Genomic DNA, 22,846 nt, shown 5'->3' on the forward strand with positions numbered 1-22,846 from the left:
CATCTCGCCGACCGAGGCGGCGCTGTCGCCGATGATCCCGCGCGTCGTCCTGCCGGCCGGCGGGTAGCGGTCAGCGGTCGAACCAGCGCGCGGCGGCGGGCGTGAACAGCATGGCGACGACGAACGTGGGGATGAGCACGTTCAACGACAGGAACGACAGGGTGCCGAGCTTGGCGTCGGCCCACTCCACCACCAGCCAGCCCGCGATCAGGACCGCCTGGAGCGCCGCCGCGCCCCATCGCACCCGCCGCTCCCGCCTGGGGAACCGCGCCATCACCCACCCGGTCAGCCCCAGGATCACCGCTGCCACGGCGACGAGGCCCCAGAACTGAGGGAGCATCATGGCCAGCGCCCCGCCGAAGCCCACGGCCAGCCCGATCAACCCGAACGCCATCTGGAGCGTCAACCCGACATACGCGGCCTGCACGGTGAACGGCCAGCCCGTGGACTTGGCGTCGGTCATGCTGATCACTCTAGACAGGCGGGGTCCCTTCTGCGGGAAATGGCCAGCGGGCCAACTTGGCGTCGGTCATGTCGATCACCCTGAACGGGCAGGGGCCGCCGATCGAAATAGAGAGACTTCTCTAGCCCGCCACCGCGATGGCGCAACTGGTCACCAGGTCCTCGGCGTAGGCGGGGAGCGGGGTGCCGGCGGACTGGTGGCGGCGGACGGTGGCGTAGGGGATGTCGACGGCCGCCAGCGTCAGGCGTTCGAGGTCGTACGGGGAGCTCCTGCCCAGGCGGGCGGCCAGGGCGTGCAGGGCGGCGGTGACCCGGCCGTTCGCGGCGGCGAGCTGGGCGCGGGCCTCCCCGGGCCAGTGCGGGTGGTCGAAGTCGGCCGGTCCGTAGAGCAGGACGCGGGCCTCGTGCGGGTGGGCGCGGGACCAGGCGATCACGTGGCGTGCCGCGGCGGGGGCGGCCTGCGCGGGCGGGTCGGTGTCGAGCGCGGCGAGGAATCCCCGCTGGAAGCGGCCGACCGTGCGCAGCCAGAGCGCCGCCAGGAGGGCGGGGCGGCCGGGGAATCGGTGGTAGACCGAGCCGCTCGGGGCGCCGGCGGCGCGGGCCACTGCGGTCATGGTGACGGCGCCGGGGCCGCCGGTCGTCACCAGCTCGGCTGCGGCGTCCAGTAGCCGGTCCACGTCATGGCGAGGCGGTCGTCCCATGGCGTCGAGCGTAGCCGCGCGTTATTGTAGAGAGAAGTCTCTAAAAAGGAGGGCGCATGCTGTCGACGCTCATGGAACGGGCCGACTTCGTGGACGAGGTCGCCGTCGAAGGAGGGGGCGGGTTGCGCGCGTTCGCCGCCGGGGCGCTGGGCTGGGAGCCGTGGTGGGTGCGCGGGCTCTTCAGGGCGCGGTCGGTGTTCGCGCGGCTGCTCCGCACGGCACACCCCGACGTGCGGCCCGGATCGGGCGGGATGCGACCCGAGGAGATCCCGTTCACGCCGGGGCGCAGGATCGGGTTCTTCACCGTGATCGGCGGTGAGGAAGGCCGCGAGCTGGTGCTGGAGGCGAGCGACTCGCACCTCGCGGCCTTCCTGGCGATCGTCGCCGACGACGCGGGCGGCGGACGGACCAGGTTCCGCATGATCACCGTGGCGCGCTGCCACGGGTGGACGGGCCGGATCTACCTCACGGTGATCCGGCCCGTCCACTACGTGGTGGTACGCGGCATGGCACGCGCGGGCCTCGCCGCCTCGGCGACCACCCCTTGACCACGGCGGCGGCCGGACCGGCAGGAAATGTCGGGGGCGTTTGGTACACAGGGACCCATGGGTGTGAGCGTCGACGAGTTTCTCGAGCTGCTGAAGAGCCTGCCTGAAGTGCGCACGAGCGACGGGCCCGGCTGGGTCGCGATCAAGGTGCGGGGCAAGGGCTTCGGTTACCTGTGGGAGGACACCGAGACCGTCGGGCTCAAGTCGACGATCGAGGAGCAGCTGGCGCTGGTGGCCGAGCGGCCCGAGGTGTTCGAGGTGCAGTTCACCGCGGGGCGGTTCGGGTGGGTCGTGGTCCACCTCGACAAGATCGACTACGACGAGCTGTTCGAGCTGACCGCCGAGGCGTGGTGCCTGACCGCGCCGAAGCAGCTCGTCACCGCGTTCGAGGCCGCCCATAAAATAGGCGGTTAATGGCACAGATCAGACTACGGAAGTGGCGGGAGGATGACGCCCCGGTCGTGCTGCGTGCCTTCCGGGCGCCCGACCTGAGGCGGCAGAGCTCGTGGCCCGTCGTCACGCCGCAGGACGCGGTGGGGTGGATCGCCTCCTGGGAGGGCGCCGGCCACGCCTTCGCCGTCACCCTCGACGGGCGGGTCGTCGGCAACGTCGCGGTGACCCGGATCGACGACCACGACACCGGCTGGGTGTCCTACTGGACGGTCCCCGAGGCGCGCGGGCGCGGGATCGCGGCTTCGGCCACCGACGAGCTGGCGCGCTGGGCGTTCGGCGAGCGCGGCCTGCACCGGCTGGAGCTGAGCCACCGCCTCGACAACCCCGCCTCGTGCCGGGTCGCGATCAAGGCGGGCTTCCTCCCGGAGGGCGTCGAACGCGGCAGGCTCCGCCACGACGGCGTCCGCTACGACGTCGAACGCCACGCCCGCCTCGCCACCGACCCACCCGCCTGACCCCCGCCCCACCACACCCACCGACCCTGTGGGGTCAGCCATGGCCGCCCCGCGCCTTCGTCCACCCCGATTCAGGTCGGCCCCGTAGGGCTGGGTGCGTCCCCCTGATCCGTGTCGGCCCGTGAGGGTTTGGGTGTGTCCACCCCGATCCGGTCGGTCCCGTGGGGGCCTGGGTGGTCATGGGGACAGAGGGTGATCTACGCTGGGCGGGTGGACGGCGAGAGCCTGGCCGCGGCCGCCCTGCTGGCGGCCCTGGGCCGGGCGGCGGGGATCCTGTCCGAGTTACGGCATCCGTTCGTGCGCGGCCGTCCCTTCTCCTATGTGGTGCCGCCCGCCGGCGTGCGCACCGGCGCCGCCTTCATGTTGCCCGACGGGCGCGAGGTGACGTTCGCCGTGCTCGTCGCGGCGTCGGGGAACGGGTTCCGCGTCGAGGGCGGCGTGACCGTGGAGGACGAGGCGCTGGTCGAGCTGCCCGCCAGACATGTCCCCGAGGTGCGCGGGGCGCTGGCGCTGCTGGACGAGTACGCGGCCGAGGTGGGGGAGCGGGCCGGGGCGCTCCTCGATAACCTGTTGGACGAAATTGTATAGTTGTCAGACAATGTCTGGCATGAAGAATGGCCCGCTCTCCGTCGTCGCGGCCGCCGTGCTCTGGGGGACCGCCGGCACCGCGGGCCTGCTCGTCTCGGCCGACTCCGTCGCCCTGGCCGCCGCCCGGCTGGTCATCGGCGGGGCCGCGCTGGCGTTGCTCGCCCGGTCCGGGCTCAGGACGGCGCTCCGCCCGGGGCTGCTGCTGGCCGCCGTGGCCGTGGCCGCCTACCAGCTCTGCTTCTTCGCCGCCGTCGCGCGCACCGGCGTGGCGATCGGCACGGTGGTGGCGATCGGCAGCGGGCCCGTCTTAACCGGGCTGCTCTCCTGGGCGCTGCACCGGCACCGGCCCAGCCCGCGCTGGGCTGCGGCCACCGCCGCGGCCGTGGCCGGATGCGTCGCGCTGATCGTCGGCGGCGGGGCCGAGGCGGGCGGTCAGGTCGTGTCCGGGGTGCTGCTGGCGCTGCTCGGCGGGCTGCTCTACGCGTTCTACGCGGTCAGCGCGGCCGGCGCGATCGGCGCGGGCGCGGAGTCGAACGCGGTCATGGGAGTGCTGTTCGGCGGGGCTGCGGTGATCATGCTGCCGGTCCTGCTCTGGCAGGGCGTGGGCTGGCTCGGGGAGCCCCGCGGCCTGCTCGCCGCCCTCTACCTGGGGGTGGGGACGACCGCGCTGTCCTACTTCCTGTACGGGAGAGGGCTGCGGACCACGCCGGTTGCCACGGCCGCCACGCTGGCGCTGGCCGAGCCGGCCGTGGCGGCGCTGCTCGGCCTGGTGGTGCTGGGCGAGCGGCTGGCCCCGGTCTCGGTGGCGGGGCTGGCCCTGCTGGCGGTGAGCCTGGTGGCGGTGGCCCTGCCGGAGAGGCGGCGGGTGATCGTACGAGAGGGGTCGGAGGCCCCGGCGGGGCGTTAGAGTCGCACCCGTGCGGACCCCGATCAGACCCGTCTCCGCCGTCGGCGCGCTCGTCGACGCGCTGCGCGGCCGTGTGCTGTCCGGCGAGATCGAGCCCGGCACGCCGCTGCCCGAGCAGGAGATCGCCGCCGCCTACGGGGTGGCGCGGCCGACGGTGCGCGAGGCGCTGGCCCGGCTGGTCCACGAAGGGCTGCTCCGGCGGGAGCGCAACCGCAGCGCCTACGTCCCCGAGGTGACGCCGGCCGATCTGGACGACCTGATGTTCGTGCGGCGGCCGTTGGAGGGCCTGATGGCGGACGCGCTGGCCGGGCGGCGGGTGGCCGAGGCCGACGCGGCGCTCGACAGGATGGCCGCGCTCGACCCCGGCGCGCCGTGGTCGGAGTCGGTGGCGGAGCACATGGCGCTGCACGAGGCGCTGATCGAGGCGGTGGGCAGCCCCCGGCTGGTGCGGCTCTACGGCGCGCTGGCGGCCGAGACCCGGCTCGGGCTGGTGCGGCTGCGCCGGGTCTACGAAGACAGGGACGTGCTGGTGCGCGAGCACCGCGAGCTGCTCGACGCCATCGCGACCGGCCCGGCCGACGCCGCCCGCGCGGCCGTGGCGGCGCACCTCTCCCATACCTGGGGTGCCTGAGCAGGCGGCCCGGTACGCGCGAACCCTTGCGGGACAGCCCCCGAACTCGCAAGAATCGCGGCCATGCACGGCAATCCGATGCCGGACTCCTACGTGTACGTCACGGAAGAGGGCGTCACCCGTCACTACGCCGACGGGAGCGTCGAGGCCCTCGCGTGGGAGGACGTGGTGGAGGTCCGTGTGGTCACCGAGACCGACTCCGACGTCCTTTACGTTCTCCTCGACCGCGACGGCGAGGGATGCGTGGTGCCGCGTTCGGCGACGGACGCGACATTTCTCGCCCGGTTACGTTACCTGCCCGATTTCGACCTCGACCGGTTGACGATGGCGAGCGACGCGCAGCACGACGGGGTTGTGGTCGTGTGGCGGAGCCCCGATCCGCCGTCCGCATTGCCGGATCTGGAATACGACTAGCGGTTTTGCCGCGCCGTAATTCCGCAGGAATATGGCCGTAATGCCATGATTTACCACCCTCAAGAGATCACTTGTGGATCGTTCCGTCAAGCCCTGACGGCCGGTGACCTTCGTCCGATTGTGGACATATCGCGATATTCCCCATCACTGGGTTGATCTTTACTCTTTAGTGGGGGCCGCCGCCCTTGATAATCATGGGACTTCCCGGACCCGTGAAAACAGTCAAGGAACATCTGGTGTTACGCGGTGTACGAAGATTCTGGGTGGTGCTATGAGGGTGGGGACTGGGGAGTCCGCTGTCGTGCTCCTCGAAGCCGTACCACGCCATGCGTCGAGCATCTGGACGCGCGCTTACCTGCGGCTCCTGTTATCCGGGGACACCGCCTGCGTGCTGCTGGCCTGCGCGGTGGTGCTCGGCATCCGGTTGCTCAACGGCGTCTACATCCCGGCGGAGGAGTTCCTCCTCGGGGTCGGGCTGGTCGCCGCCTGGCCGGTCGCGCTCGCGCTCGGCGGCGCCTACCGGCAGCGGGCCAACGGGGAAGGGACGGACGAGTTCAAGGCGGTGCTCAACGGCGGCGTCGGGCTGATGGCGGCCGTGGCCATCGGGGCCTACGCCACGCAGACGGTGATCGCGCGCAGCTTCGTGCTGGCGATGCTGCCGCTGGCGCTGATCGCCACGCTCTGCTTCCGCTACCGGATGCGTAAACGCCTGCACCGCAGGAGAGCGGTGGGCGAGTACATGCGCGAGGTCATCGCGGTCGGCCACCGGGAGTCGATCCTCGACCTGGTGATGCAGTTCCGCCGGCAGCCCTACCACGGGATGCGGGTCGTGGGCGCCTGCCTGCCGGCCGAGCGGCAGGACGACGACCTGGACGGGATTCCGATCCTGGGCACGTTCGCGGACGTCGCCGGCGTGGTGGCGCGCACCGGTGCGGACGCGGTCGCCGTGCTCGCCTGCCCCGAACTGGACGGGGCGGCGCTGCGCCGGCTGGCGTGGAGCCTGGAGACCGCACGCACCGACCTGTTCGTCGCCCCGGCGCTGCTCGACGTGGCCGGGCCGCGGATCAGCATCCGCCCGGTCGCCGGGATGCCGCTGCTGCACGTGGAGCACCCCGAGTTCGACGGGGCGAGACAGTTCGTCAAGAGCGTGTTCGACCGGCTGGTCGCGGTGGCGGCGCTGCTCGTGCTGGCCCTGCCGCTGCTCGCCATCGCGGTGCTGATCCGAGTCACGAGCGCCGGACCGGCGCTGTTCCACCAGACCAGGGTGGGCCGGCGCGGCAAGGAGTTCCGGCTGGTCAAGTTCCGGACCATGGTCACGGACGCGGAGCGGCTCAAGGACGGGCTGGCCGGCGCGAACGAGTTCGACAGCGTGCTGTTCAAGATGCGGAACGATCCAAGGATCACCGGGATCGGCGCTTTCCTGCGCCGCTACTCACTGGACGAGCTGCCGCAGCTGCTCAACGTGGTGCGCGGCGAGATGTCGCTGGTGGGCCCGCGGCCGCCGCTGCGCGAGGAGGTCGCCCAGTACGGCGCCGACGTGCGCCGCCGCCTAGTCGTCAAGCCGGGCCTGACCGGACTCTGGCAGGTCAGCGGCCGCTCCGACCTGACCTGGGAGGAGTCGGTCCGGCTCGATCTGCGGTACGTGGAGAACTGGTCGCTCGTCCTCGACCTGCAGATCCTGTGGAAGACCTGGTCCGTGGTGGCGCGTGGAGAAGGGGCGTACTGACGGTGAAAGCACTCGTGCTCGCCGGGGGGTCGGGCACACGGCTGAGGCCGATCACGCACACCTCGGCCAAGCAGCTCGTGCCGGTCGCGAACAAACCGGTGCTGTTCTACGGGCTGGAGGCGATCGCCGCCGCCGGGATCCGCGAGGCGGGGCTCGTGGTGGGCGACACCTGGGCGGAGATCGAGGCGGCCGTCGGCGACGGCTCCGCCTTCGGGCTGGAGGTCACCTACCTGCGCCAGGAGGCGCCGCTCGGGCTGGCGCACGGCGTGCTGATCGCCCGCGACTACCTGGGCGACGACGACTTCGTCATGTACCTGGGCGACAACTTCGTCGTGGGCGGCATCACCGGCCTGGTGGAGCGCTTCGCCAGTGAGCGGCCGGCGGCGCAGATCATGCTCACCCGGGTCGGCGATCCGAGACAGTTCGGGGTGGCCGAGCTGGACGCGGCCGGGCGGGTCGTCGGCCTGGAGGAGAAACCGGCGTCCCCGAAGAGCGACCTCGCGCTGGTCGGCGTCTACCTGTTCAGCCCGGCCGTGCACGCGGCGGTGGCCGAGCTGAAGCCGTCGTGGCGGGGCGAGCTGGAGATCACCGACGCGATCCAGTGGCTCCTGGAGACCGGGCTGCGGGTGGAGTCGTCGGTGATCACCGGGTACTGGAAGGACACCGGCAACGTCGCCGACATGCTGGAGGTCAACCGGCTCGTGCTGGAGTGGCTCGACGCGGGGACGTACGGCCGGGTCGACGCCGCCAGCGAGCTGATCGGCCGGGTGCGGGTCGAGGCGGGCGCCGTCGTGGAGCGGTCACGGCTGGTCGGCCCGGCGATCGTCGGGGCGGGCGCGGTTGTCCGCGACTCGTACGTGGGCCCGTACACCTCGATCGGGGCGGGCTGCGCGGTGACGCGGAGCGAGGTCGAGTACTCGATCCTGATGCCGAGGGCGTCGATCGACGGGGTGGGCCGGATCGAGCAGTCGCTCATCGGCCACGACGTCGAGGTCACCCGGGCGCCCGACACGCCGAGGGCCCACCGGCTCGTGCTGGGCGATCACAGCAAGGTACAGATCAGTTCATGAAGAGGATCCTGGTGACCGGCGGTGCGGGGTTCATCGGCTCGCACTTCGTCCACGGGCTCGCCGGCGCCGACGTGACGGTGCTGGACAAGCTCACGTACGCGGGCAACCGCGCCAACCTGGACGGCGCCGCGCACACGTTCGTGCACGGCGACGTCTGCGACGCGGGCCTGCTGGCCGAGGTGGTGCCGGGCCACGACCTGGTGGTCAACTTCGCGGCCGAGTCGCACGTCGACCGGTCGATCGACGGCGCGGCCGAGTTCGTCCGCACGAACGTGCTCGGCACGCAGACGCTGCTGCAGGCGTGCCTGGACGCGGGGGTGCCGCGGGTGGTGCAGGTCTCCACCGACGAGGTGTACGGGACGATCGACGAGGGGTCGTGGACGGAGGACGCGCCGCTGCGACCGCGTTCCCCCTACGCGGCGTCGAAGGCGGGCGGCGACCTCATCGCCCGGTCGTACGCGATCACGTACGGGCTGAACGTGTCGATCACCCGGTGCGGCAACAACTACGGCCCGCGCCAGTACCCGGAGAAGGTCATCCCGCTCTTCGTGACGAACCTGATGCGCGGCCGGAAGGTGCCGCTCTACGGCGACGGCGGGAACGTGCGCGACTGGATCCACGTCGAGGACCACTGCGCGGGCATCCGCCTGGTCGCAGAGGTGGGCGAACCGGGCGAGGTCTACCACATCGCGGGCACCGCCGAGCTGACGAACAGGGAGCTGACCGGCCGCCTTCTGGAGGCGTGCGGCAAGGGGTGGGACATGGTGGAACACGTCGAGGACCGCAAGGGGCACGACCGGCGGTACTCGCTGGACGACGGGAAGCTGCGCGGGCTCGGCTACCGGCCGCGGATCCCGTTCGAGCAAGGGCTGAAGGAGACCGTCCGCTGGTACGCGGCCAACCGCGACTGGTGGGCCGGCTTATGAGATGGCTGGTCACCGGCGGCCGGGGCATGCTGGCCGCCGACGTGCTGCACCGGATCGCCGTGACGGGGGAACCGGTGCTCGCGCTCGGCCGCGACGAGCTGGACCTGTGCGACGCCCGCGCGGTGCGCGACTTCGTCGGCGCCTACCGGCCGAGAGTGGTGGTCAACTGCGCCGGCTGGACGGCGGTCGACCTGGCCGAGACGCGCGAGACCGAGGCCATGGAGGTCAACGGCACGGCGGTGCGCACGCTGGCCCGGGTCTGCGAGCGGGCCGGGGCGCGGCTGGTGCACCTGTCGACGGACTACGTCTTCGACGGCACGGCCGCCGGGCCGTACCCGGAGGACGCGGAGCCCTCGCCGGTCAACGCCTACGGCCGGACGAAGCTGGCGGGTGAGCGGGCGGCGCTGGAGCACGGGCAGTACGTGGTCCGCACGGCCTGGCTCTACGGCGCGGGCGGGCCGAACTTCGTCCGCACGATGACGCGGCTGGCGGCCACCCGCCCCGTCGTGGACGTCGTGGACGACCAGCGCGGCCAGCCCACGTGGTCCGCTGACCTGGCCGACCACCTGGTCCGGCTGGCCCAGTCGGACCTGCCGCCGGGGGTCTACCACGCGGTCAGCGCCGGCGAGACCACCTGGTACGGGCTGGCCAGGGAGGTGTTCGCGCTGCTGGGCGAGGACCCGGACCGGGTCCGGCCGGTGCCTTCGACGGCCTTCCCCCGCCCGGCCCGGCGCCCCGCCACCAGCCTGCTCGCCGTCACGAGAGGCGAGCCGATCCGGCACTGGCGCGACGCCCTGCACGCCGCCTGGCCGGTGCTGACCGGGTGGGCGCCGCACGCCGGGCAGGCGGTCGGGAAGGTGGGCTGGTGAAGCCTCTCGGCATCGACGGCGCCTGGCTGCACACTCCGGTCGTGCATCACGACCCCCGGGGCGCGTTCGCGGAGGCCCTGCGCGCGGATCTGCTGCCCCGGGCGTTCGAGCTCGCCCAGGTCAACTGTTCCGTCTCGCGGCGCGGGGTGCTGCGGGGGTTGCACTTCGCGGACGTGCCGCCGGGGCAGGCGAAGTACGTGATGTGCGTGTCCGGGGCGATCCTGGACGTGGTGGTGGACCTGCGCGCGGGCTCGCCCACGTTCGGCCGGTGGGAGACGGCGGTGCTGGACGACGAGGAGCGCACCGCGACGCTGATCGCGGAGGGGCTCGGCCACGGGTTCATCACGCTGAGCGACCGGGCGACCGTCGTCTACCTGTGCACGGCACCGTACACCCCGGCCAGGGAGCACGGCGTGCACCCGCTCGACCCGGACCTCGGCATCGCCTGGCCCGCCGAGCTGGAGCCGGTGCTGTCGGACAAGGACGCGGCGGCGCCCTCGCTGAAGGAGGCGCTCGACGCCGGGCTGCTGCCCTCGTACGAGCGGTGCCGGGAGTTCTACAAGGGAGCGATGGCATGACGACCTGCCGCCTCTGCGGGGCCGGCGACCTGGCCTCGGTGGTGGACCTGGGGGCCACCCCGCCGTGCGAGCGGATACTCACCGCCGCGCAGCTCGACGAGCCCGAGGTCACCTACCCGCTGCACCTGCGGGTGTGCACCGCGTGCTGGCTGGCGCAGCTGCCGCCGCTGATCACGCCGGAGGAGACGTTCACCGACTACGCCTACTTCTCCTCCTACTCGACGTCGTGGGTGGAGCACGCGCGCGCGTTCGTGGCCGGGCTGCCGCTGCGGCCGGGCGCGTTCGTGGTGGAAGTGGCCAGCAACGACGGCTACCTGTTGCGGCACGTGGTCGAGCGGGGCGTGCGCTGCCTGGGCATCGAGCCGTCGGTGAACGTGGGCGAGGCCGCCCGCCGGGCCGGCGTGCCGACGGTGACCGCGTTCCTCACCCCCGAGACGGCCAGGGCGGTCGTGCGGGAGCACGGCAGGGCCGACCACGTGGTGGCTAACAACGTGTACGCGCACATCCCCGACGTGGTCGGCTTCACCGAAGGGCTGCGCACGCTGGTAGCCGACGACGGGTGGGTGTCGATCGAGGTGCAGCACCTGCTCACGCTGATCGAGCGCAACCAGTACGACACGATCTACCACGAGCACTTCCAGTACTACACGGTCGCCTCGGCCCAGCGGGCGTTGGCGAGCGGCGGGCTGACGCTGGTGGACGTCGAGCTGCTGCCCACCCACGGCGGCTCGATCCGGCTCTGGGCGCGGCCGGAGGGCACGCCGGGGCAGCGGGTGCGCGACGCGCTGGCCCTGGAGAAGGCCGCCGGGCTGCACGACCTGTCCGGCTACCTGGGCTTCGCGGCCCGGGTCGCCAAGGTCCGGCGCGACCTGCTCGGTTTCCTCGTCGGCGCGGCCGAGGCCGGCAGGACCGTGGTCGGCTACGGGGCGCCCGGCAAGGGCAACACGCTGCTCAACCACTGCGGCGTCCGGCCCGACCTGCTCGCCTACACGGTGGATCGCAACCCGTACAAGCACGGCAAGTTCACCCCCGGCGCGCGCATCCCGGTCTTCGAGCCCGGCAGGATCGCCGCCGACCGGCCCGACTACGTGCTCGTCCTGCCCTGGAACCTGCGGGACGAGCTGGTCGGGCAGCTCTCCTATGTCCACGACTGGGGCGGCCGGCTGGTCTTCCCCATCCCCGAGTTGGAGGTCGTGTGAAGGTCGTCCTCTTCTGCGGCGGGTACGGCACGCGGATGCGCACCGGCGCACCCGGGGACGCGCCCAAGCCCATGCAGCTCGTCGGCCCGAGACCGCTGATCTGGCACGTGATGCGCTACTACGCGCACTGGGGGCACAAGGAGTTCGTGCTCTGCCTCGGCTACGGGGCCCACCAGATCAAGGACTTCTTCCTCCATTACGAGGAGACCGCGTCCAACGACTTCGTGCTCCGGCAGGGCCGGGTCGAGCTGCTGGCCAACGACATCTCCGACTGGACGATCTCGTTCGTGCACACCGGCGTCGAGTCGTCCATCGGCGAGCGGCTGCGCCGGGTCCGCGAGCATCTCGGCGGGGACGAGATGTTCCTGGCCAACTACGCCGACGTGCTGAGCGATGCGCCGCTGCCGGACATGATCGACCGGTTCGCCCGGTCGGACGCGGGCGCCTCGCTGATGGTGGTGCCGCCGCCCGGCACCTTCCACTGCGTGGAGGTCGAGGAGGGCGGCCTGGTCGGGCAGATCACCGCCGTCACCGAGATGCCGTTATGGGTGAACGGCGGCTACTTCGTCCTGCGCCAGGAGATCTTCGACCACATCCCGGAGGGCGGTGACCTGCTCGTCGACGGCTGCCGGGAGCTGGCCAAGCGCGGCCGGCTGCTCGCGTACCCGTACCGCGGCTACTGGCGGCCCACCGACACCGTCAACCAGCGCGTCGAGCTGGACCGCGCCTACGCCCGCGGCGACCGGCCGTGGGCCGTCTGGGAGCCCGCCGCATGATCGACCTGGTGCCCGGCGAGCTGCGCCGGATCGCCGTACTCGGCGCGCACTGTGACGACGTCGCCATCGGCGCCGGCGGCACGCTGCTGACCCTCTGCGCCGCCCGTCCGGGGATCCGGGTGGAGGCGCTGGTGCTGTCGGGCGGCGGCACCCAGCGCGAGAGCGAGGAACGCGACGCGCTCGCGGCCTTCTGCCCCGGCGCCGACCTGCGCGTGACGGTCGGCAAGATGCCCGACGGGCGGCTGCCCGCGCACTGGGACGAGGCCAAGCGGGCGGTGGAGGACCTGCGCGTCAGGATCTCGCCCGACCTGATACTCGCGCCGCACCCCGGCGACGCCCACCAGGACCACCGGGGGCTGGCGGAGCTGGTGACCACCGCGTTCCGCGACCACCTGGTGCTCGGGTACGAGATCGTCAAGTGGGACGGCGACCTCGGCCGCCCGAACGCCTACCAGCCGCTCATGCCGGCGGTCGCCGAGGCCAAGGTCGCCCTGCTGTGGGAGCACTACCCGTCGCAGCGCCGCCGCTCCTGGTTCGACAGGGAGGCGTTCACCGGGCTGGCCAGGATCCGCGGGATCGAATGCCAGACGCGCTACGCCGAGGCCTTCTACCTGCGCAAACTCACTCTCGACCTCGCTGGAGGCTGATCCGCATGCGCGTTCTGCTCACCGGGCACCTGGGATACCTGGGCACCGTGATGGCGCCGGTGCTCGCCGCCGCCGGCCACGAGGTGACCGGGCTCGACTCCGGGCTGTTCGCCGACTGCGTGCTGGGCCCGGATCCCGCGGATCCGCCGGGCCACCGGACGGACCTGCGCGACGTGACCGCCGGGCTGCTCGACGGCTTCGACGCGGTGGTCCACCTGGCGGCGCTGTCGAACGACCCGCTGGGCGCGCTGGCCCCCGAGCTGACCTACGCCATCAACCACACGGCCTCCGTCCGGCTGGCCAGGCTGGCGCGGGACGCGGGCGTGCGCCGCTTCCTGTACGCCTCCACCTGCTCGGTGTACGGGGCCTCGGGCGGGGACGAGCTGCTGGGCGAGGACGCCCCGCTGCGGCCGGTCACCCCGTACGCGGAGTCCAAGGTGCGGGTGGAGGACGACCTGGCGGAGCTGGCCGACGACGACTTCTCGCCGGTCTACCTGCGCAACGCCACCGCGTTCGGGTTCTCGCCCCGGCTGCGGGCCGACATCGTGCTGAACAACCTGGTCGCGCACGCCCACCTGACCGGCACCGTGCGGGTCCTGTCGGACGGCACGCCGTGGCGGCCGCTGGTGCACGCGGCCGACATCGCCGAGGCGTTCGCCGCCGCGCTGGCCGCGCCGCGCGAGGCGGTGCACGACCGGGCGTTCAACGTCGGCTGGGAGCAGAACAACCTGACCGTCGCCGAGATCGCCGAGCACGTGGTGGAGGCGGTGCCCGGGGCCGAGCTGCTCATCACCGGTGAGAGCGGGGCCGACCCGCGCTCGTACCGGGTGGACTTCTCCCGCATCAGGGCCGCGCTGCCCGGCTTCCACGCCCGGTGGACGGTCAAGGCGGGGGCGGTCGAGCTGGCCGACGCCTACCGCGAGCACGGGCTGACCGCGCACGGCTTCGAACGGCGCTTCACCCGGCTGGCCAGGCTCGCCGACCGCCGCGCCGACGGCACCGTCACCCCGGAGCTGCGCGCGTGACCGGTGAGGAGATGCACGCCCTGGTCGAGCGGCTCTACCCGGTCTGCCGCTCCATCACCGGCGACGGCGTGCGCCGCACGCTGGAGATCGTCGGCGAGCACCTGCCGCTCGACGTGCACGAGGTGCCCACCGGGACGCAGGTGCTCGACTGGACGGTGCCCAAGGAGTGGAACATCCGCGACGCGTACGTCAAGGATCCCTCCGGGGCCAGGGTCATCGACTTCCGGCGGCTCAACCTGCACGTGGTGGGCTACAGCGTGCCGGTGCGCGGCACGTACACGCTGGAGGAGCTGCGGCCGCGGCTGCACACGCTGCCCGAGCAGCCGGACCTGGTGCCGTACCGGACCAGCTACTACAGCGAGACGTGGGGCTTCTGCCTCAGTCAGCGGACGCTCGACGGGCTCGGCGAGGGGCCGTACGAGGTGCTGATCGACGCCACGCTGGCCGACGGGCACCTCACCTACGGCGAGCACGTCGTGCGCGGCACCAGCGACGAGGAGGTGCTGATCTCCTGCCACGTGTGCCACCCGTCGCTGGCCAACGACAACCTGGCCGGGATCGCCGTCGCCGTCGCGCTCGCCGCCCGGCTGGAGGCGCCGCGGCTGACGTACCGGTTCGTGTTCGCGCCCGGCACGATCGGCGCGATCACCTGGCTGGCGCGCAACCGCGACCGGCTCGGCCGGATCGGGGCCGGGCTGACGCTCGCCTGCGCCGGCGACCCCGGCCCGCTCACCTACAAGCGCAGCAGGCGCGGCGACGCGGGCGTGGACCGCGCGCTGGCGCACGTGCTCGCCGGCCGGCCGCACACGATCCTCGACTTCTCCCCGTACGGGTACGACGAGCGTCAGTACTGCTCGCCCGGCTTCGACCTGCCGGTCGGCAGCCTCACGAGGACCCCGTACGCGGGCTACCCCGAGTACCACACCTCCGGCGACCACCCGGGCTTCGTCACCGCCGAAGCCATGGCCGACACGCTGGAGACGCTCTGGGAGGCGGTGCGCGTGCTCGAACGCGACGGCCGCTACCGGAACCTCAGCCCGTACGGCGAGCCGCAGCTCGGCAGACGCGGCCTGTACGGGTCGATCGGCGGGCGCAGTGACACGCGAGAGGCGCAGCTGGCGATGTTATGGGTGCTGAACCAGTCCGACGGCGGCCACAGCCTGCTGGACGTCGCGGACCGGTCGGGCTTGCCCTTCGACATGGTCGCCGACGCCGCCGCCGCGCTCGAAGGCGCCGGGCTGCTCAAACGGGAGGACTGATGGAGCTGCGTGTGGGCGACCTCGTCGAGGTCCGCGGCCGGGAGGAGATCCTGGCCACGCTGGACGAGCGGGGCGAGCTGGAGAACCTGCCGTTCATGCCGGAGATGCTGCGCTACTGCGGGCGGCGGCTGACCGTGCACAAGGTGGCGCACAAGCTCTGCGACACGATCAGCCGCAGCGGCATGCGCAAGATGGAGCGCGCCGTCCACCTCACCGGCGCCCGCTGCGACGGGGCCGCGCACGGCGGTTGCCAGACCGCCTGCTCGCTCTACTGGAAGGAGGCCTGGCTCAGGAAGGTCGAGCCGGGCGATCCGCCGCGGCCCGCCGCGTCGTCGCCGAGGCTGCTGCCGCTGCTCCAGGTCAACACCCGCAAGGGCGCGGACGCGTACTCCTGCCAGGCCACCGAGCTGCTCAGGGCCGCACCCACCTGCCTGCCGTTCCGCGACCTCGGCCAGTACGTCACCGACGTGCGCAGCGGGAACGCCGGGGCGCCCGCGGTGGCGCGGGCGTTCCTGGTCGGGCTGTTCAACCGGTTCCAGGAGGCGAGCAAGAAGATCCTGCCGCGCCGGCTGTGGATCAGGCGCGGGCTGCGCTGGGGGTTCGTCGAGGGGCGGGCCGGCCGGACCACGCCCACCGGCAAGCTCGACCTCCAGCCGGGCGAGCTGGTCAGGATCAGGCCCAAGGACGACATCCTCGCCACGCTCGACGACGGCCTGCTCAACCGGGGGCTCGGCTTCGAGGAGGAGATGGCACGCCACTGCGGCCGCACCGCCCGGGTGCGCGCCAGGGTGGAACGCTGCCTGGACGAGAAGACCGGGCGGATGCTGCACATGAAGAACCCCTGCATCATCCTCGACGACCTCGTCTGCGAAGGGGTCTACAACGCGAACTGCCCGCGCGAGTTCGTCCCGTTCTGGCGGGAGATCTGGCTGGAGAGGGTCGAGGACGGTACGTGAGCGACGTCGGCGAGGTCGGCCGCAAAGCGGGCCGCGGCCTGCGCTGGAGCCTGCTCGGCAACGTGGTCATGAAGGCCGGCTCGTTCGCGATGAGCCTGGTCCTGGCCCGGCTGCTGACGAACGACGACTTCGGCGTGTTCGCCATCGCGCTGGCGGCCAGCCAGTTCGTCATCCACGTCAACGACGCCGGGGTCATCGCCGCCACCGTGCAGTGGCGCGGCAGGCTGGAGGAGATCGCGCCGACCGCGACCGTCGTCGCCATCGCCTCCAGCCTCACCCTGTACGGGCTGTTCTGGGTGATCGCGCCCTTCTACGCGAGCTTCGCCGGCAACGAGGACGCCACCTGGGTGATCCGCATCCTCATGGCCACCAACGTCGTCTATGGGCTGACGGCGGTGCGCAGCGCCGCCCTGATGCGCCGCTTCGAGCAGGACAAGCTGGCCTGGGCCAACCTGGCCGGGTTCGGCGCCAACGCGGCCGTCTCCATCACCCTGGCCGCGGACGGCGCCGGGGCCTACAGCTTCGCCTGGGGGCAGCTCAGCGGGGCCGCGCTCACCGGCGTGCTGGTGCTGGTGCTCGCCCGGGTGCGGATCGCGTTCGGCTTCGACCGGGTGCTGGCCGCCCGGCTGCTCCGCTTCGGGCTGCCGCTCTGCGTCGGGCTCGGCATCGAAGGGCTGCTGCTCAACGTCGACGTGGTGATCGTCGGGGACACCCTCGGCACCGCCCAGCTCGGCTTCTACCTGCTCGCCTACAACATCGCGGCCTGGGTGCCGGGCATCATCGGCACCGCCCTGCGGTACGTGGCGCTGCCCAGCTTCTCGCGGCTGGCCGAGGAAGGGCCGGCCGCGATCCAGGAGGGGGTGCGGCGGGCGGTCCCGCTGCTGGGCTGCCTCGTGCTGCCGATCGCGGCGGTCATGTGCGTGCTCGCACCCGCGCTGGTGGAGTTCCTGTACGAGCCGCGCTGGCTGCCCTCGGCCCAGGTGCTGCGGTTCCTGGCGATCGTGATGGCCGTGCGGATGCTCAGCCTGCTGATCACCGACATCCTGGCCGGGCTGGGCATCACCAGGGCGACCCTGTGGGTGAACGTGTGCTGGGCGCTCGCGCTGGTGCCCGCCCTGCTCGTCGGCGCTCGTACGGGCGGCATCCAGGGGGCCGCGACGGCGCACGCGGTGGTCGCGGTGGTGCTGGCGCTGCCGCTGCTGGCGCTCGCGCTGCGCCGGGCCGGGGTGCCCGTCGGGCTGTTCGCCGCCGGGCTGGCCAGGCCGCTGCTCGCCGCCGTCCTCGCCGGGGTGGCCATGGCCGGGCTCGCCACCGTGGTCGACGGGGCGTTCCTGGAGCTGTGCGTCGCCGGCGGGGCCGGGCTGCTGCTGTTCGTGCTCGTCGCGGTGCCGCGCGCCGCGCTCCTGCATCTCGTACGCGGAGGGAGGGCCCATGTCGGCCGCTGATCTGGTCTCGATCGCGCTGCCGGTGCGCAACGGCGCCGACCGGCTGGAGGGGGTGATCGGGTCGGTGCTCGCCCAGGACCACCAGAACCTGGAGCTGGTCATCTCCGACAACGCCTCCACCGACGGCACGGAGGAGCTCTGCCGCGACCTGGCCGCCTCCGACTCCCGGATCGTCTACCACCGGCATCCGGAGAACGTCGGCCTGCTCAACAACTTCGTGCACGCCGCCCGCGTCTCGCGCGGCGCGTACGTGCGCTGGATCGGCGACGACGACCGGCTCGACCCGCCCTGCGTCTCCCGGGGGCTGGCCGCGTTCGCCGCGGACGAGCGGGTCGTGCTGGTCACCACCCAGGTCGCCTACACCGGCCCCGACGGCGTGCCGCGCACCGCCGCCTACGACGGCACCGCGCTGTCCTCCGGCGACCCGGTGACCCGCTTCGCCGAGCTGCTCAGGCTGCTGAACGAGAGCCACCTGCTGATCGACCCGCTGTACGGGATGCTGCGCCGCTCGGTGGCCACCGGGATCCCGCGCCGCAACATGCTGCGCGAGGACGAGGTGTTCGCCGCCAAACTGGCGCTCGCCGGGCCGTGGGCGCACGTGCCCGAGGTGCTGGCGCACCGCAACTGGCGGGTGGAGCGCATCTCGGGCGTGGCCAGGCGGCTCGGCGTGCCCGCCTGGCAGTCGCACCTGGCCAACACGCTGCAGTGCAGGGAACTGCTGTCCTGGCTGGGCCGGGCGGGCCTCACCGAGGACCAGCGGCGGCGGGCGCGCGTGGAGGTGCTCAAGATGTACGCGCGACGGCAGCGGCGGACGGTGACGCACCGTGGTCGACGAGTTGGCCGCAAGCTGCTCTCCCTCGCCCGCCTGGTGTAACACGCCGAATGAACCGTGCGATTTCCTCTTTGTACCGTTATATGCGACGGGGGCGGATGTAGTGGGCTTTTGGAAGACCGTTGTCGGCCTGGCCCTGAGGAAGTCCGTCGGGCCCCCGGTCGTGGTGGCGGCCGTCCTGCTGGCCCTGGCCGGCTGGCTCCTGGTCCCGGACCGGTACGTGTCGACCGCGTCCATGGTGCTCACCGTGCCCGCCAGCGGCGGCACGCTGGAGACCCTGCCCGAGTCCAAGCCAGGGCTGACCAACCCGCTGCTGCAGTTCAACGACGCGCTCCGGACCACGGCCGGCATCCTCATCCTGGCCACCAACACGCCCGAGGTCGCGGCCTCACTCGGGGTCACCGAGGGCGGGCCGACCTCGCTCACGATCAACGACGGGCGCACCAACCCCGACCTGCTGGGCATCAGCACCAACGGGCCGTTCGTGTACGTCGAGGTGGAGAGCACCTCGCCACGGGTGGTCAGGGAGGTCATGGCCAAGGCGCAGCAGCGGGTCAAGCTGGAGCTGGCCGAGCGGCAGGTGGCCCTGGACGCGCCGATCAGCACGCACATCGGCATCCTCGACGTCATGCCCGCCTCCGTGCCCAAGCCCATCGTCCAGGGCCGCCTGATGGCCGCCGCCGGCGGCGCCTTCGCCGGCGTCACGCTCGGCCTGGCCCTGGCCTTCGCGATCACCCGGCTCGGCGTCCCCTCCCGCCTCCGCCTGCCGGCCCCCGAGAGGGGCGACGCCTCTCCTGAGGGCTCCACGGGCGCGCTCGCGGCGGTAGGTGTCGCCTCTCCTAAGGGCTCCGCGGCCCCCGGAAGCGGTCACTCCGCCGGCGACGGAATCGGGGCGGGGGCCGAAGCGCCGCCGCGCCGCAACGGAACGCCCCTTGAACGGACCACGCTCCCGGCCTTCCCTCTTACGGTGGAGGAGCTGAGCTTGGGAGGCGATCCCCTCCCGGCCAAAGCTTCCGGCAAGGCCGAGGCTTCCGGCGAGGCCGAGGACGTCGGCGACACCCAGCAGTTCCGGGTCGTCGGCGGGGACACCGGGCCGATCGAGGTGGTGACCCGCGAGGGTCAGCCCGACTCCACCACCTGAGCGCACCGCCGGATCGCCGCCAGCCTGGACTCCATGGGCGTGTTCGACTTGGCCGAGATCATCATCCCCACCGCGTCGGCTCCCAGCCGGTCGGCGAAGGCCACCGCCGTCGCCTCGTCCCACGGCTCGTGGTTGTAGCTCAGATGGCAGATCGAGGTGTTCACCGGCGGCGCCGCCTTCAGCACCTCGTCCACGAAGACCCCGTACAGGATGAACTCGGAGACGTGCAGCTGCGCGTTGAAGGCGTCCAGCCAGTCCCGTCCCGTCACCTCGGTGATGCGCCGCTGCATGGCGCGCACGATCTGCGGGTCCCAGAACGTCAGCGCGGTCACGTAGTCGGGCAGCGGGGGCGGCGGCGGTGGCGGCAGCCCGAGCAGCTCGCGCGCGACGTGGTGCCAGAGCACGTGCCGCTCCATCGAGGCGGTGACGCCTTCTTCGAGGCGGTACAGGCACAGCCGGCCGTCCCGGGTGAACGACGTCGCGTCGGTCGGCCGTACCAGCACCGCGTCGGAGTCGACGATGAGCATCGCGTCGGCGTCGATCAGCCCGGCGGCGGCGATCTTGACGGTCTGCTGCATGACCCAGCCGCGCAGCGGCGGCCACGGGCGGCGGGAGTTGACGTACACGTCCGTGCCGGGCACTCGCAGGTAGCGGCGGGGCAGCAGTTCGGAGCGGACCCACACGTGGCAGCGCGGCCCCTGGTACGGGGCGAACAGTTCCTTGTCGCCGGGCGGCACGAACACGTGGTGGATGGTGTCCTCGGAGGTGTGCTCCAGCACCGACCGGTGCAGGAGGGCGAACAGTTCGGCGTCTTGGGCGTAGGACGGCGTGATGACCGCCAGCTTGCTCAAGGGGGGCTCCCATCGAGTCCGGTGACCTGGGCGCAGCGCTGGATGGCGGCCAGACGCGCCGCCACGGGGGTCCGCGACTTGGCGGAGATCATCATGCCGATCGCCCGGGGTCCCAGCCGTTCGGCGAAGGCCACGGCGCCGGCGTGGTCGAGCGGGGTGCGGTCCCACCGGCTGTGGCACATCGCGGTGTCGCCGGGCGGCGACGTCTTCAGCACCTCGTCGACGAAGACCCCGTACACGATGAACTCCGACACCCGCAGGTGGGCCGTGAAGGCGCCCAGCCAGTCGCGGCCGGTGGCCTCCTCGATCCGCGCGATCATGGCGCGCACCACGGCCGGGTCCCAGCAGGCCAGCGAGCTGACGTAGTCGGGCAGCGGCGGGGCGGCGGTGCCGGGCAGGCCGAGCAGGTCACGGGCGGCGCGGTGCCAGGTGACGTGCTCGGGCATGCCGTCGTGCACCGCGCCGTCGGCCCGGTACAGGACGGTCTGGCCGTCGCGGACGAAGTGCTCGGGCCCGGCGTCGCGGACCAGGACCACGTCGGAGTCGGCCACCAGCACCACCCGCGCGTCCAGCCGGGCCGTCACGGCGATCTTCGCCGCCTGCTGGACGACCCAGCCGCGCAGCGGCGGCCACGGCCGCGCCGGGTCGATCCAGAGCGCGGTGCCGGGCAGGTGGGTGATGCGGCGGGGGAGGATCTCGGGGTACGTCCACACCCGGCAGCGCGGCCCCGCGTACCCGGCGAACAGGGCACGGTCCGAGGCGGGCACGACCACGTGGTGGACGGTATCGCCGGAGGTGTGCTCCAGGACCGAGCGGTGCAGGTGGGCGAAGAGGTCGGCGTCGGGCCGGTAGGTGGGCGTGACGACGGCCAAATCGCTCATGAAGACCTCTCCAGTCCCCCGTGAAACGCCCTTATATCCATATCGCGGGCATTGGGGTGGTGTTACAGGGCCCGTGGAACCGCCGCCTGCCCGAGCGTCTCGGGCAGGCCGCCTGCGACCGACCCGCGGCGAAAAGGACGATCGGTCGAAAAACTCCACCAGCTGAATCCGGTCAGAAGGGACGGCCATCCCGTGAGTCATCGAGGCCAGGATGAACGGATGAACGTTTACGGGAATCAGGCCATGGAGCCAGGCTGAGGCGCAAGAATTTTAGTCAATGTAATCTCTACATAGCCAGCACCCTCTAGCCCATCTACCGGCAAATGTGCGCAGCCGCCAGGGATGCGTTCCGCTCGTACCTCCTCCAATGTAGATTCGTCATAGGTTACACAAAGCTTCCCGTCTCGGCAAAACCGAGGCACGGGCCAGCTTTGTCTATTCCAATTGGATAGACGGCCCAACACTTTCCATTTCTCCTGGATTAGGCCAAGGTCGCCGAAAAGGCATATCTTTAGTGCAACCTCCGAATTGAACCCTCCTTCTTCGACTGAATTGGGAATACAGTTCAGACGAGGTCCAAAAAAGTAGCCCAAGGTAATCCCTGAACGGCCCACTCGGGCGACGACGCCGAGAGCAAATCCACTGCCACGTAGTGGGACTGCGAATATATCGCCCTCGCCATACGGCTTTCGCTTGGATGTCATACTAACTAATCGAGCCCTTCGAGGTAATCTCTCGCCGCATCCATATAACTATCTCTCTTCTTATTCCTCGGGTCAATGGGCGCCGTTCTCCGAACACCCGACATCGTGGGACGCCCGTTTTGCTCCCAGATAACTTGCTCCAGCCCTCGCTGCTCGGCATATGTATCCGTCCGATATTCAACTTGGAATTTGTAATCAGATGTCTCCTCCTTACGTGCATGCTCTCTCCTTCGACGGTCAAGATCATTTGTTCTACCGGTCCGGACTACCTTACCGGTATCATCACGAAGCGTGTACACGCCTCCCTTGAAGCACGGGGTCGCATTGTGAACGAGGGCGTCTTGGTCGCCGACCGCTACGTGGTAGGTGTGAAAACCCGCAACCGATAGATTGAAGACACGCTGGTCGCTGCCCGACCATGAAGCGGTCGCCGAGAGTTGGACACGCGTCCCCGCCGATGTCCGCAGCCACATACCCTTCTGCAGATTGCCTGCTTCAATCCATTCATCCAGCTCCGGAACCCAGAACGGATGAGTTGCCGTTGCGGTCACTGTCCGAGAGAGTTCGCCATCATGATCGCCGGTCATCGCCGTAATCGTAATAAGGTTTTTGGCGCCCTTGCTTGCGATAGTCGATAGGACTGACTTGGCTGCGGTTCTGCCGGTCTTGGGGTCTGTGGCTATGATCGTGTCGCCGGCTCTGATGTCCTCGATGGGTTTGGTGGTGCCGTCGGCCATGAGGACTCGCGTGCCGGGTACGAAGCTGCTGCACGATTCACTGTCGATCGATCTACGGGTCTTGC

The 22,846-nt window shown here is 71.3% G+C and carries 27 protein-coding genes; 21 read left to right on the forward strand and 6 right to left on the reverse strand.

Going from position 1 to position 22,846, the window contains the following annotated elements; genetic code table 11:
• Nucleotides 1-70: 70 nt before the first annotated feature.
• A complete protein-coding gene (locus AB0K05_RS34410) occupies nucleotides 71-463 on the reverse strand; it encodes a hypothetical protein (RefSeq protein WP_271274830.1) in 393 nt (130 codons plus the stop codon).
• A 121-nt stretch (nucleotides 464-584) separates the two neighbouring features.
• Nucleotides 585-1,163, reverse strand: coding sequence for a TetR/AcrR family transcriptional regulator (locus AB0K05_RS34415; RefSeq protein ID WP_148036422.1), 579 nt, complete (start codon nucleotides 1,161-1,163; stop codon nucleotides 585-587).
• A 56-nt stretch (nucleotides 1,164-1,219) separates the two neighbouring features.
• Between AB0K05_RS34415 and AB0K05_RS34420 the strand changes: the two genes are divergently transcribed.
• The 21 genes from AB0K05_RS34420 (at nucleotide 1,220) to AB0K05_RS34520 (ending at nucleotide 19,608) form a co-directional block, all read left to right on the forward strand.
• Complete coding sequence (locus AB0K05_RS34420; protein WP_148036423.1) at nucleotides 1,220-1,711, forward strand: DUF2867 domain-containing protein; 492 nt, start codon at nucleotides 1,220-1,222, stop codon at nucleotides 1,709-1,711.
• Between the two features lie 57 nt (nucleotides 1,712-1,768).
• The gene (locus AB0K05_RS34425; protein ID WP_148036424.1) at nucleotides 1,769-2,125 is read left to right on the forward strand and encodes an MmcQ/YjbR family DNA-binding protein; all 357 of its coding nucleotides are present in this window, start codon (nucleotides 1,769-1,771) and stop codon (nucleotides 2,123-2,125) included.
• On the forward strand, nucleotides 2,125-2,619 hold the full coding sequence (locus tag AB0K05_RS34430; RefSeq protein ID WP_271274831.1) for a GNAT family protein: 495 nt from the start codon (nucleotides 2,125-2,127) through the stop codon (nucleotides 2,617-2,619). Before AB0K05_RS34425 ends, AB0K05_RS34430 begins: the two co-directional genes overlap by 1 nt.
• Nucleotides 2,620-2,829: 210 nt before the next feature.
• Nucleotides 2,830-3,207, forward strand: coding sequence for a hypothetical protein (locus tag AB0K05_RS34435; RefSeq protein WP_271274832.1), 378 nt, complete (start codon nucleotides 2,830-2,832; stop codon nucleotides 3,205-3,207).
• A 19-nt stretch (nucleotides 3,208-3,226) separates the two neighbouring features.
• The gene (locus AB0K05_RS34440) at nucleotides 3,227-4,114 is read left to right on the forward strand and encodes an EamA family transporter (protein ID WP_271274833.1); all 888 of its coding nucleotides are present in this window, start codon (nucleotides 3,227-3,229) and stop codon (nucleotides 4,112-4,114) included.
• 10 nt (nucleotides 4,115-4,124) lie between these two features.
• Nucleotides 4,125-4,745, forward strand: a complete 621-nt coding sequence (locus AB0K05_RS34445; RefSeq protein WP_271274834.1) for a GntR family transcriptional regulator — start codon at nucleotides 4,125-4,127, stop codon at nucleotides 4,743-4,745.
• Between the two features lie 63 nt (nucleotides 4,746-4,808).
• Nucleotides 4,809-5,159 carry a hypothetical protein gene (locus tag AB0K05_RS34450; RefSeq protein ID WP_219544887.1) on the forward strand — a complete coding sequence of 117 codons (351 nt, stop codon included), beginning with the start codon at nucleotides 4,809-4,811 and terminating at the stop codon, nucleotides 5,157-5,159.
• 271 nt (nucleotides 5,160-5,430) lie between these two features.
• Nucleotides 5,431-6,885 (forward strand): sugar transferase, encoded by a 1,455-nt coding sequence (locus AB0K05_RS34455; protein ID WP_271274835.1) that lies wholly within the window; start codon nucleotides 5,431-5,433, stop codon nucleotides 6,883-6,885.
• A gap of 2 nt (nucleotides 6,886-6,887) precedes the next feature.
• A complete protein-coding gene (locus AB0K05_RS34460) occupies nucleotides 6,888-7,955 on the forward strand; it encodes a glucose-1-phosphate thymidylyltransferase (RefSeq protein ID WP_364234774.1) in 1,068 nt (355 codons plus the stop codon).
• Nucleotides 7,952-8,881, forward strand: coding sequence for a dTDP-glucose 4,6-dehydratase (gene rfbB / locus AB0K05_RS34465; RefSeq protein WP_219544890.1), 930 nt, complete (start codon nucleotides 7,952-7,954; stop codon nucleotides 8,879-8,881). Before AB0K05_RS34460 ends, rfbB begins: the two co-directional genes overlap by 4 nt.
• Nucleotides 8,878-9,750, forward strand: a complete 873-nt coding sequence (rfbD, locus tag AB0K05_RS34470; protein ID WP_364234778.1) for a dTDP-4-dehydrorhamnose reductase — start codon at nucleotides 8,878-8,880, stop codon at nucleotides 9,748-9,750. The genes rfbB and rfbD overlap by 4 nt, the downstream gene beginning before the upstream one ends.
• On the forward strand, nucleotides 9,747-10,328 hold the full coding sequence (rfbC, locus tag AB0K05_RS34475) for a dTDP-4-dehydrorhamnose 3,5-epimerase (RefSeq protein ID WP_364234781.1): 582 nt from the start codon (nucleotides 9,747-9,749) through the stop codon (nucleotides 10,326-10,328). Before rfbD ends, rfbC begins: the two co-directional genes overlap by 4 nt.
• Nucleotides 10,325-11,527 carry a class I SAM-dependent methyltransferase gene (locus AB0K05_RS34480; protein WP_364234784.1) on the forward strand — a complete coding sequence of 401 codons (1,203 nt, stop codon included), beginning with the start codon at nucleotides 10,325-10,327 and terminating at the stop codon, nucleotides 11,525-11,527. The genes rfbC and AB0K05_RS34480 overlap by 4 nt, the downstream gene beginning before the upstream one ends.
• Nucleotides 11,524-12,303 carry a glucose-1-phosphate cytidylyltransferase gene (locus tag AB0K05_RS34485; protein ID WP_148036436.1) on the forward strand — a complete coding sequence of 260 codons (780 nt, stop codon included), beginning with the start codon at nucleotides 11,524-11,526 and terminating at the stop codon, nucleotides 12,301-12,303. The genes AB0K05_RS34480 and AB0K05_RS34485 overlap by 4 nt, the downstream gene beginning before the upstream one ends.
• Nucleotides 12,300-12,950, forward strand: a complete 651-nt coding sequence (locus AB0K05_RS34490; RefSeq protein WP_364234787.1) for a PIG-L deacetylase family protein — start codon at nucleotides 12,300-12,302, stop codon at nucleotides 12,948-12,950. Before AB0K05_RS34485 ends, AB0K05_RS34490 begins: the two co-directional genes overlap by 4 nt.
• Before the next feature lie 5 nt (nucleotides 12,951-12,955).
• Complete coding sequence (locus AB0K05_RS34495) at nucleotides 12,956-13,975, forward strand: NAD(P)-dependent oxidoreductase (protein WP_364234790.1); 1,020 nt, start codon at nucleotides 12,956-12,958, stop codon at nucleotides 13,973-13,975.
• Nucleotides 13,972-15,234, forward strand: coding sequence for a DUF4910 domain-containing protein (locus AB0K05_RS34500; protein ID WP_364234793.1), 1,263 nt, complete (start codon nucleotides 13,972-13,974; stop codon nucleotides 15,232-15,234). Before AB0K05_RS34495 ends, AB0K05_RS34500 begins: the two co-directional genes overlap by 4 nt.
• Entirely contained in the window at nucleotides 15,234-16,190 is a 957-nt protein-coding gene (locus tag AB0K05_RS34505; RefSeq protein ID WP_364234796.1) for a hypothetical protein, read from the forward strand. The genes AB0K05_RS34500 and AB0K05_RS34505 overlap by 1 nt, the downstream gene beginning before the upstream one ends.
• Nucleotides 16,187-17,635, forward strand: a complete 1,449-nt coding sequence (locus AB0K05_RS34510; RefSeq protein ID WP_364234798.1) for an oligosaccharide flippase family protein — start codon at nucleotides 16,187-16,189, stop codon at nucleotides 17,633-17,635. The genes AB0K05_RS34505 and AB0K05_RS34510 overlap by 4 nt, the downstream gene beginning before the upstream one ends.
• Nucleotides 17,622-18,509, forward strand: a complete 888-nt coding sequence (locus AB0K05_RS34515; RefSeq protein WP_364234800.1) for a glycosyltransferase family 2 protein — start codon at nucleotides 17,622-17,624, stop codon at nucleotides 18,507-18,509. The genes AB0K05_RS34510 and AB0K05_RS34515 overlap by 14 nt, the downstream gene beginning before the upstream one ends.
• A 61-nt stretch (nucleotides 18,510-18,570) precedes the next feature.
• A complete protein-coding gene (locus AB0K05_RS34520; protein WP_364234802.1) occupies nucleotides 18,571-19,608 on the forward strand; it encodes a hypothetical protein in 1,038 nt (345 codons plus the stop codon).
• Here the strand turns inward: AB0K05_RS34520 and AB0K05_RS34525 are convergent.
• From AB0K05_RS34525 to AB0K05_RS34540, 4 genes are all read right to left on the reverse strand, one after another.
• Nucleotides 19,587-20,459: a DUF6492 family protein gene (locus AB0K05_RS34525; RefSeq protein ID WP_364234804.1), complete on the reverse strand. Its 873-nt coding sequence runs from the start codon at nucleotides 20,457-20,459 to the stop codon at nucleotides 19,587-19,589. The two genes, AB0K05_RS34520 and AB0K05_RS34525, sit on opposite strands and share 22 nt — an antisense overlap.
• Nucleotides 20,456-21,340, reverse strand: coding sequence for a DUF6492 family protein (locus AB0K05_RS34530; protein WP_364234807.1), 885 nt, complete (start codon nucleotides 21,338-21,340; stop codon nucleotides 20,456-20,458). Before AB0K05_RS34530 ends, AB0K05_RS34525 begins: the two co-directional genes overlap by 4 nt.
• A 236-nt stretch (nucleotides 21,341-21,576) precedes the next feature.
• Nucleotides 21,577-22,044: an Imm26 family immunity protein gene (locus tag AB0K05_RS34535; protein WP_364234809.1), complete on the reverse strand. Its 468-nt coding sequence runs from the start codon at nucleotides 22,042-22,044 to the stop codon at nucleotides 21,577-21,579.
• 5 nt (nucleotides 22,045-22,049) lie between these two features.
• A partial coding sequence (locus AB0K05_RS34540) for a polymorphic toxin-type HINT domain-containing protein (protein ID WP_364234811.1) occupies nucleotides 22,050-22,846 on the reverse strand: 797 nt, incomplete at its 5' end.

The sequence above is a fragment of the Nonomuraea sp. NPDC049486 genome, from assembly GCF_040676925.1.
In the GTDB taxonomy this organism is placed as follows: domain Bacteria; phylum Actinomycetota; class Actinomycetes; order Streptosporangiales; family Streptosporangiaceae; genus Nonomuraea; species Nonomuraea ferruginea.

Bases quoted from the DNA above. Each gene is read 5' to 3' on its own strand.
- AB0K05_RS34410 (WP_271274830.1), bottom strand. From the start codon at position 463: ATGACCGACGCCAAGTCCACGGGCTGGCCGTTCACCGTGCAGGCCGCG.
- AB0K05_RS34415 (WP_148036422.1), bottom strand. From the start codon at position 1,163: ATGGGACGACCGCCTCGCCATGACGTGGACCGGCTACTGGACGCCGCA.
- AB0K05_RS34420 (WP_148036423.1), top strand. From the start codon at position 1,220: ATGCTGTCGACGCTCATGGAACGGGCCGACTTCGTGGACGAGGTCGCC.
- AB0K05_RS34425 (WP_148036424.1), top strand. From the start codon at position 1,769: ATGGGTGTGAGCGTCGACGAGTTTCTCGAGCTGCTGAAGAGCCTGCCT.
- AB0K05_RS34430 (WP_271274831.1), top strand. From the start codon at position 2,125: ATGGCACAGATCAGACTACGGAAGTGGCGGGAGGATGACGCCCCGGTC.
- AB0K05_RS34440 (WP_271274833.1), top strand. From the start codon at position 3,227: ATGAAGAATGGCCCGCTCTCCGTCGTCGCGGCCGCCGTGCTCTGGGGG.
- AB0K05_RS34450 (WP_219544887.1), top strand. From the start codon at position 4,809: ATGCACGGCAATCCGATGCCGGACTCCTACGTGTACGTCACGGAAGAG.
- AB0K05_RS34455 (WP_271274835.1), top strand. From the start codon at position 5,431: ATGAGGGTGGGGACTGGGGAGTCCGCTGTCGTGCTCCTCGAAGCCGTA.
- rfbB (WP_219544890.1), top strand. From the start codon at position 7,952: ATGAAGAGGATCCTGGTGACCGGCGGTGCGGGGTTCATCGGCTCGCAC.
- rfbD (WP_364234778.1), top strand. From the start codon at position 8,878: ATGAGATGGCTGGTCACCGGCGGCCGGGGCATGCTGGCCGCCGACGTG.
- AB0K05_RS34480 (WP_364234784.1), top strand. From the start codon at position 10,325: ATGACGACCTGCCGCCTCTGCGGGGCCGGCGACCTGGCCTCGGTGGTG.
- AB0K05_RS34490 (WP_364234787.1), top strand. From the start codon at position 12,300: ATGATCGACCTGGTGCCCGGCGAGCTGCGCCGGATCGCCGTACTCGGC.
- AB0K05_RS34495 (WP_364234790.1), top strand. From the start codon at position 12,956: ATGCGCGTTCTGCTCACCGGGCACCTGGGATACCTGGGCACCGTGATG.
- AB0K05_RS34505 (WP_364234796.1), top strand. From the start codon at position 15,234: ATGGAGCTGCGTGTGGGCGACCTCGTCGAGGTCCGCGGCCGGGAGGAG.
- AB0K05_RS34515 (WP_364234800.1), top strand. From the start codon at position 17,622: ATGTCGGCCGCTGATCTGGTCTCGATCGCGCTGCCGGTGCGCAACGGC.
- AB0K05_RS34530 (WP_364234807.1), bottom strand. From the start codon at position 21,340: ATGAGCGATTTGGCCGTCGTCACGCCCACCTACCGGCCCGACGCCGAC.
- AB0K05_RS34535 (WP_364234809.1), bottom strand. From the start codon at position 22,044: ATGACATCCAAGCGAAAGCCGTATGGCGAGGGCGATATATTCGCAGTC.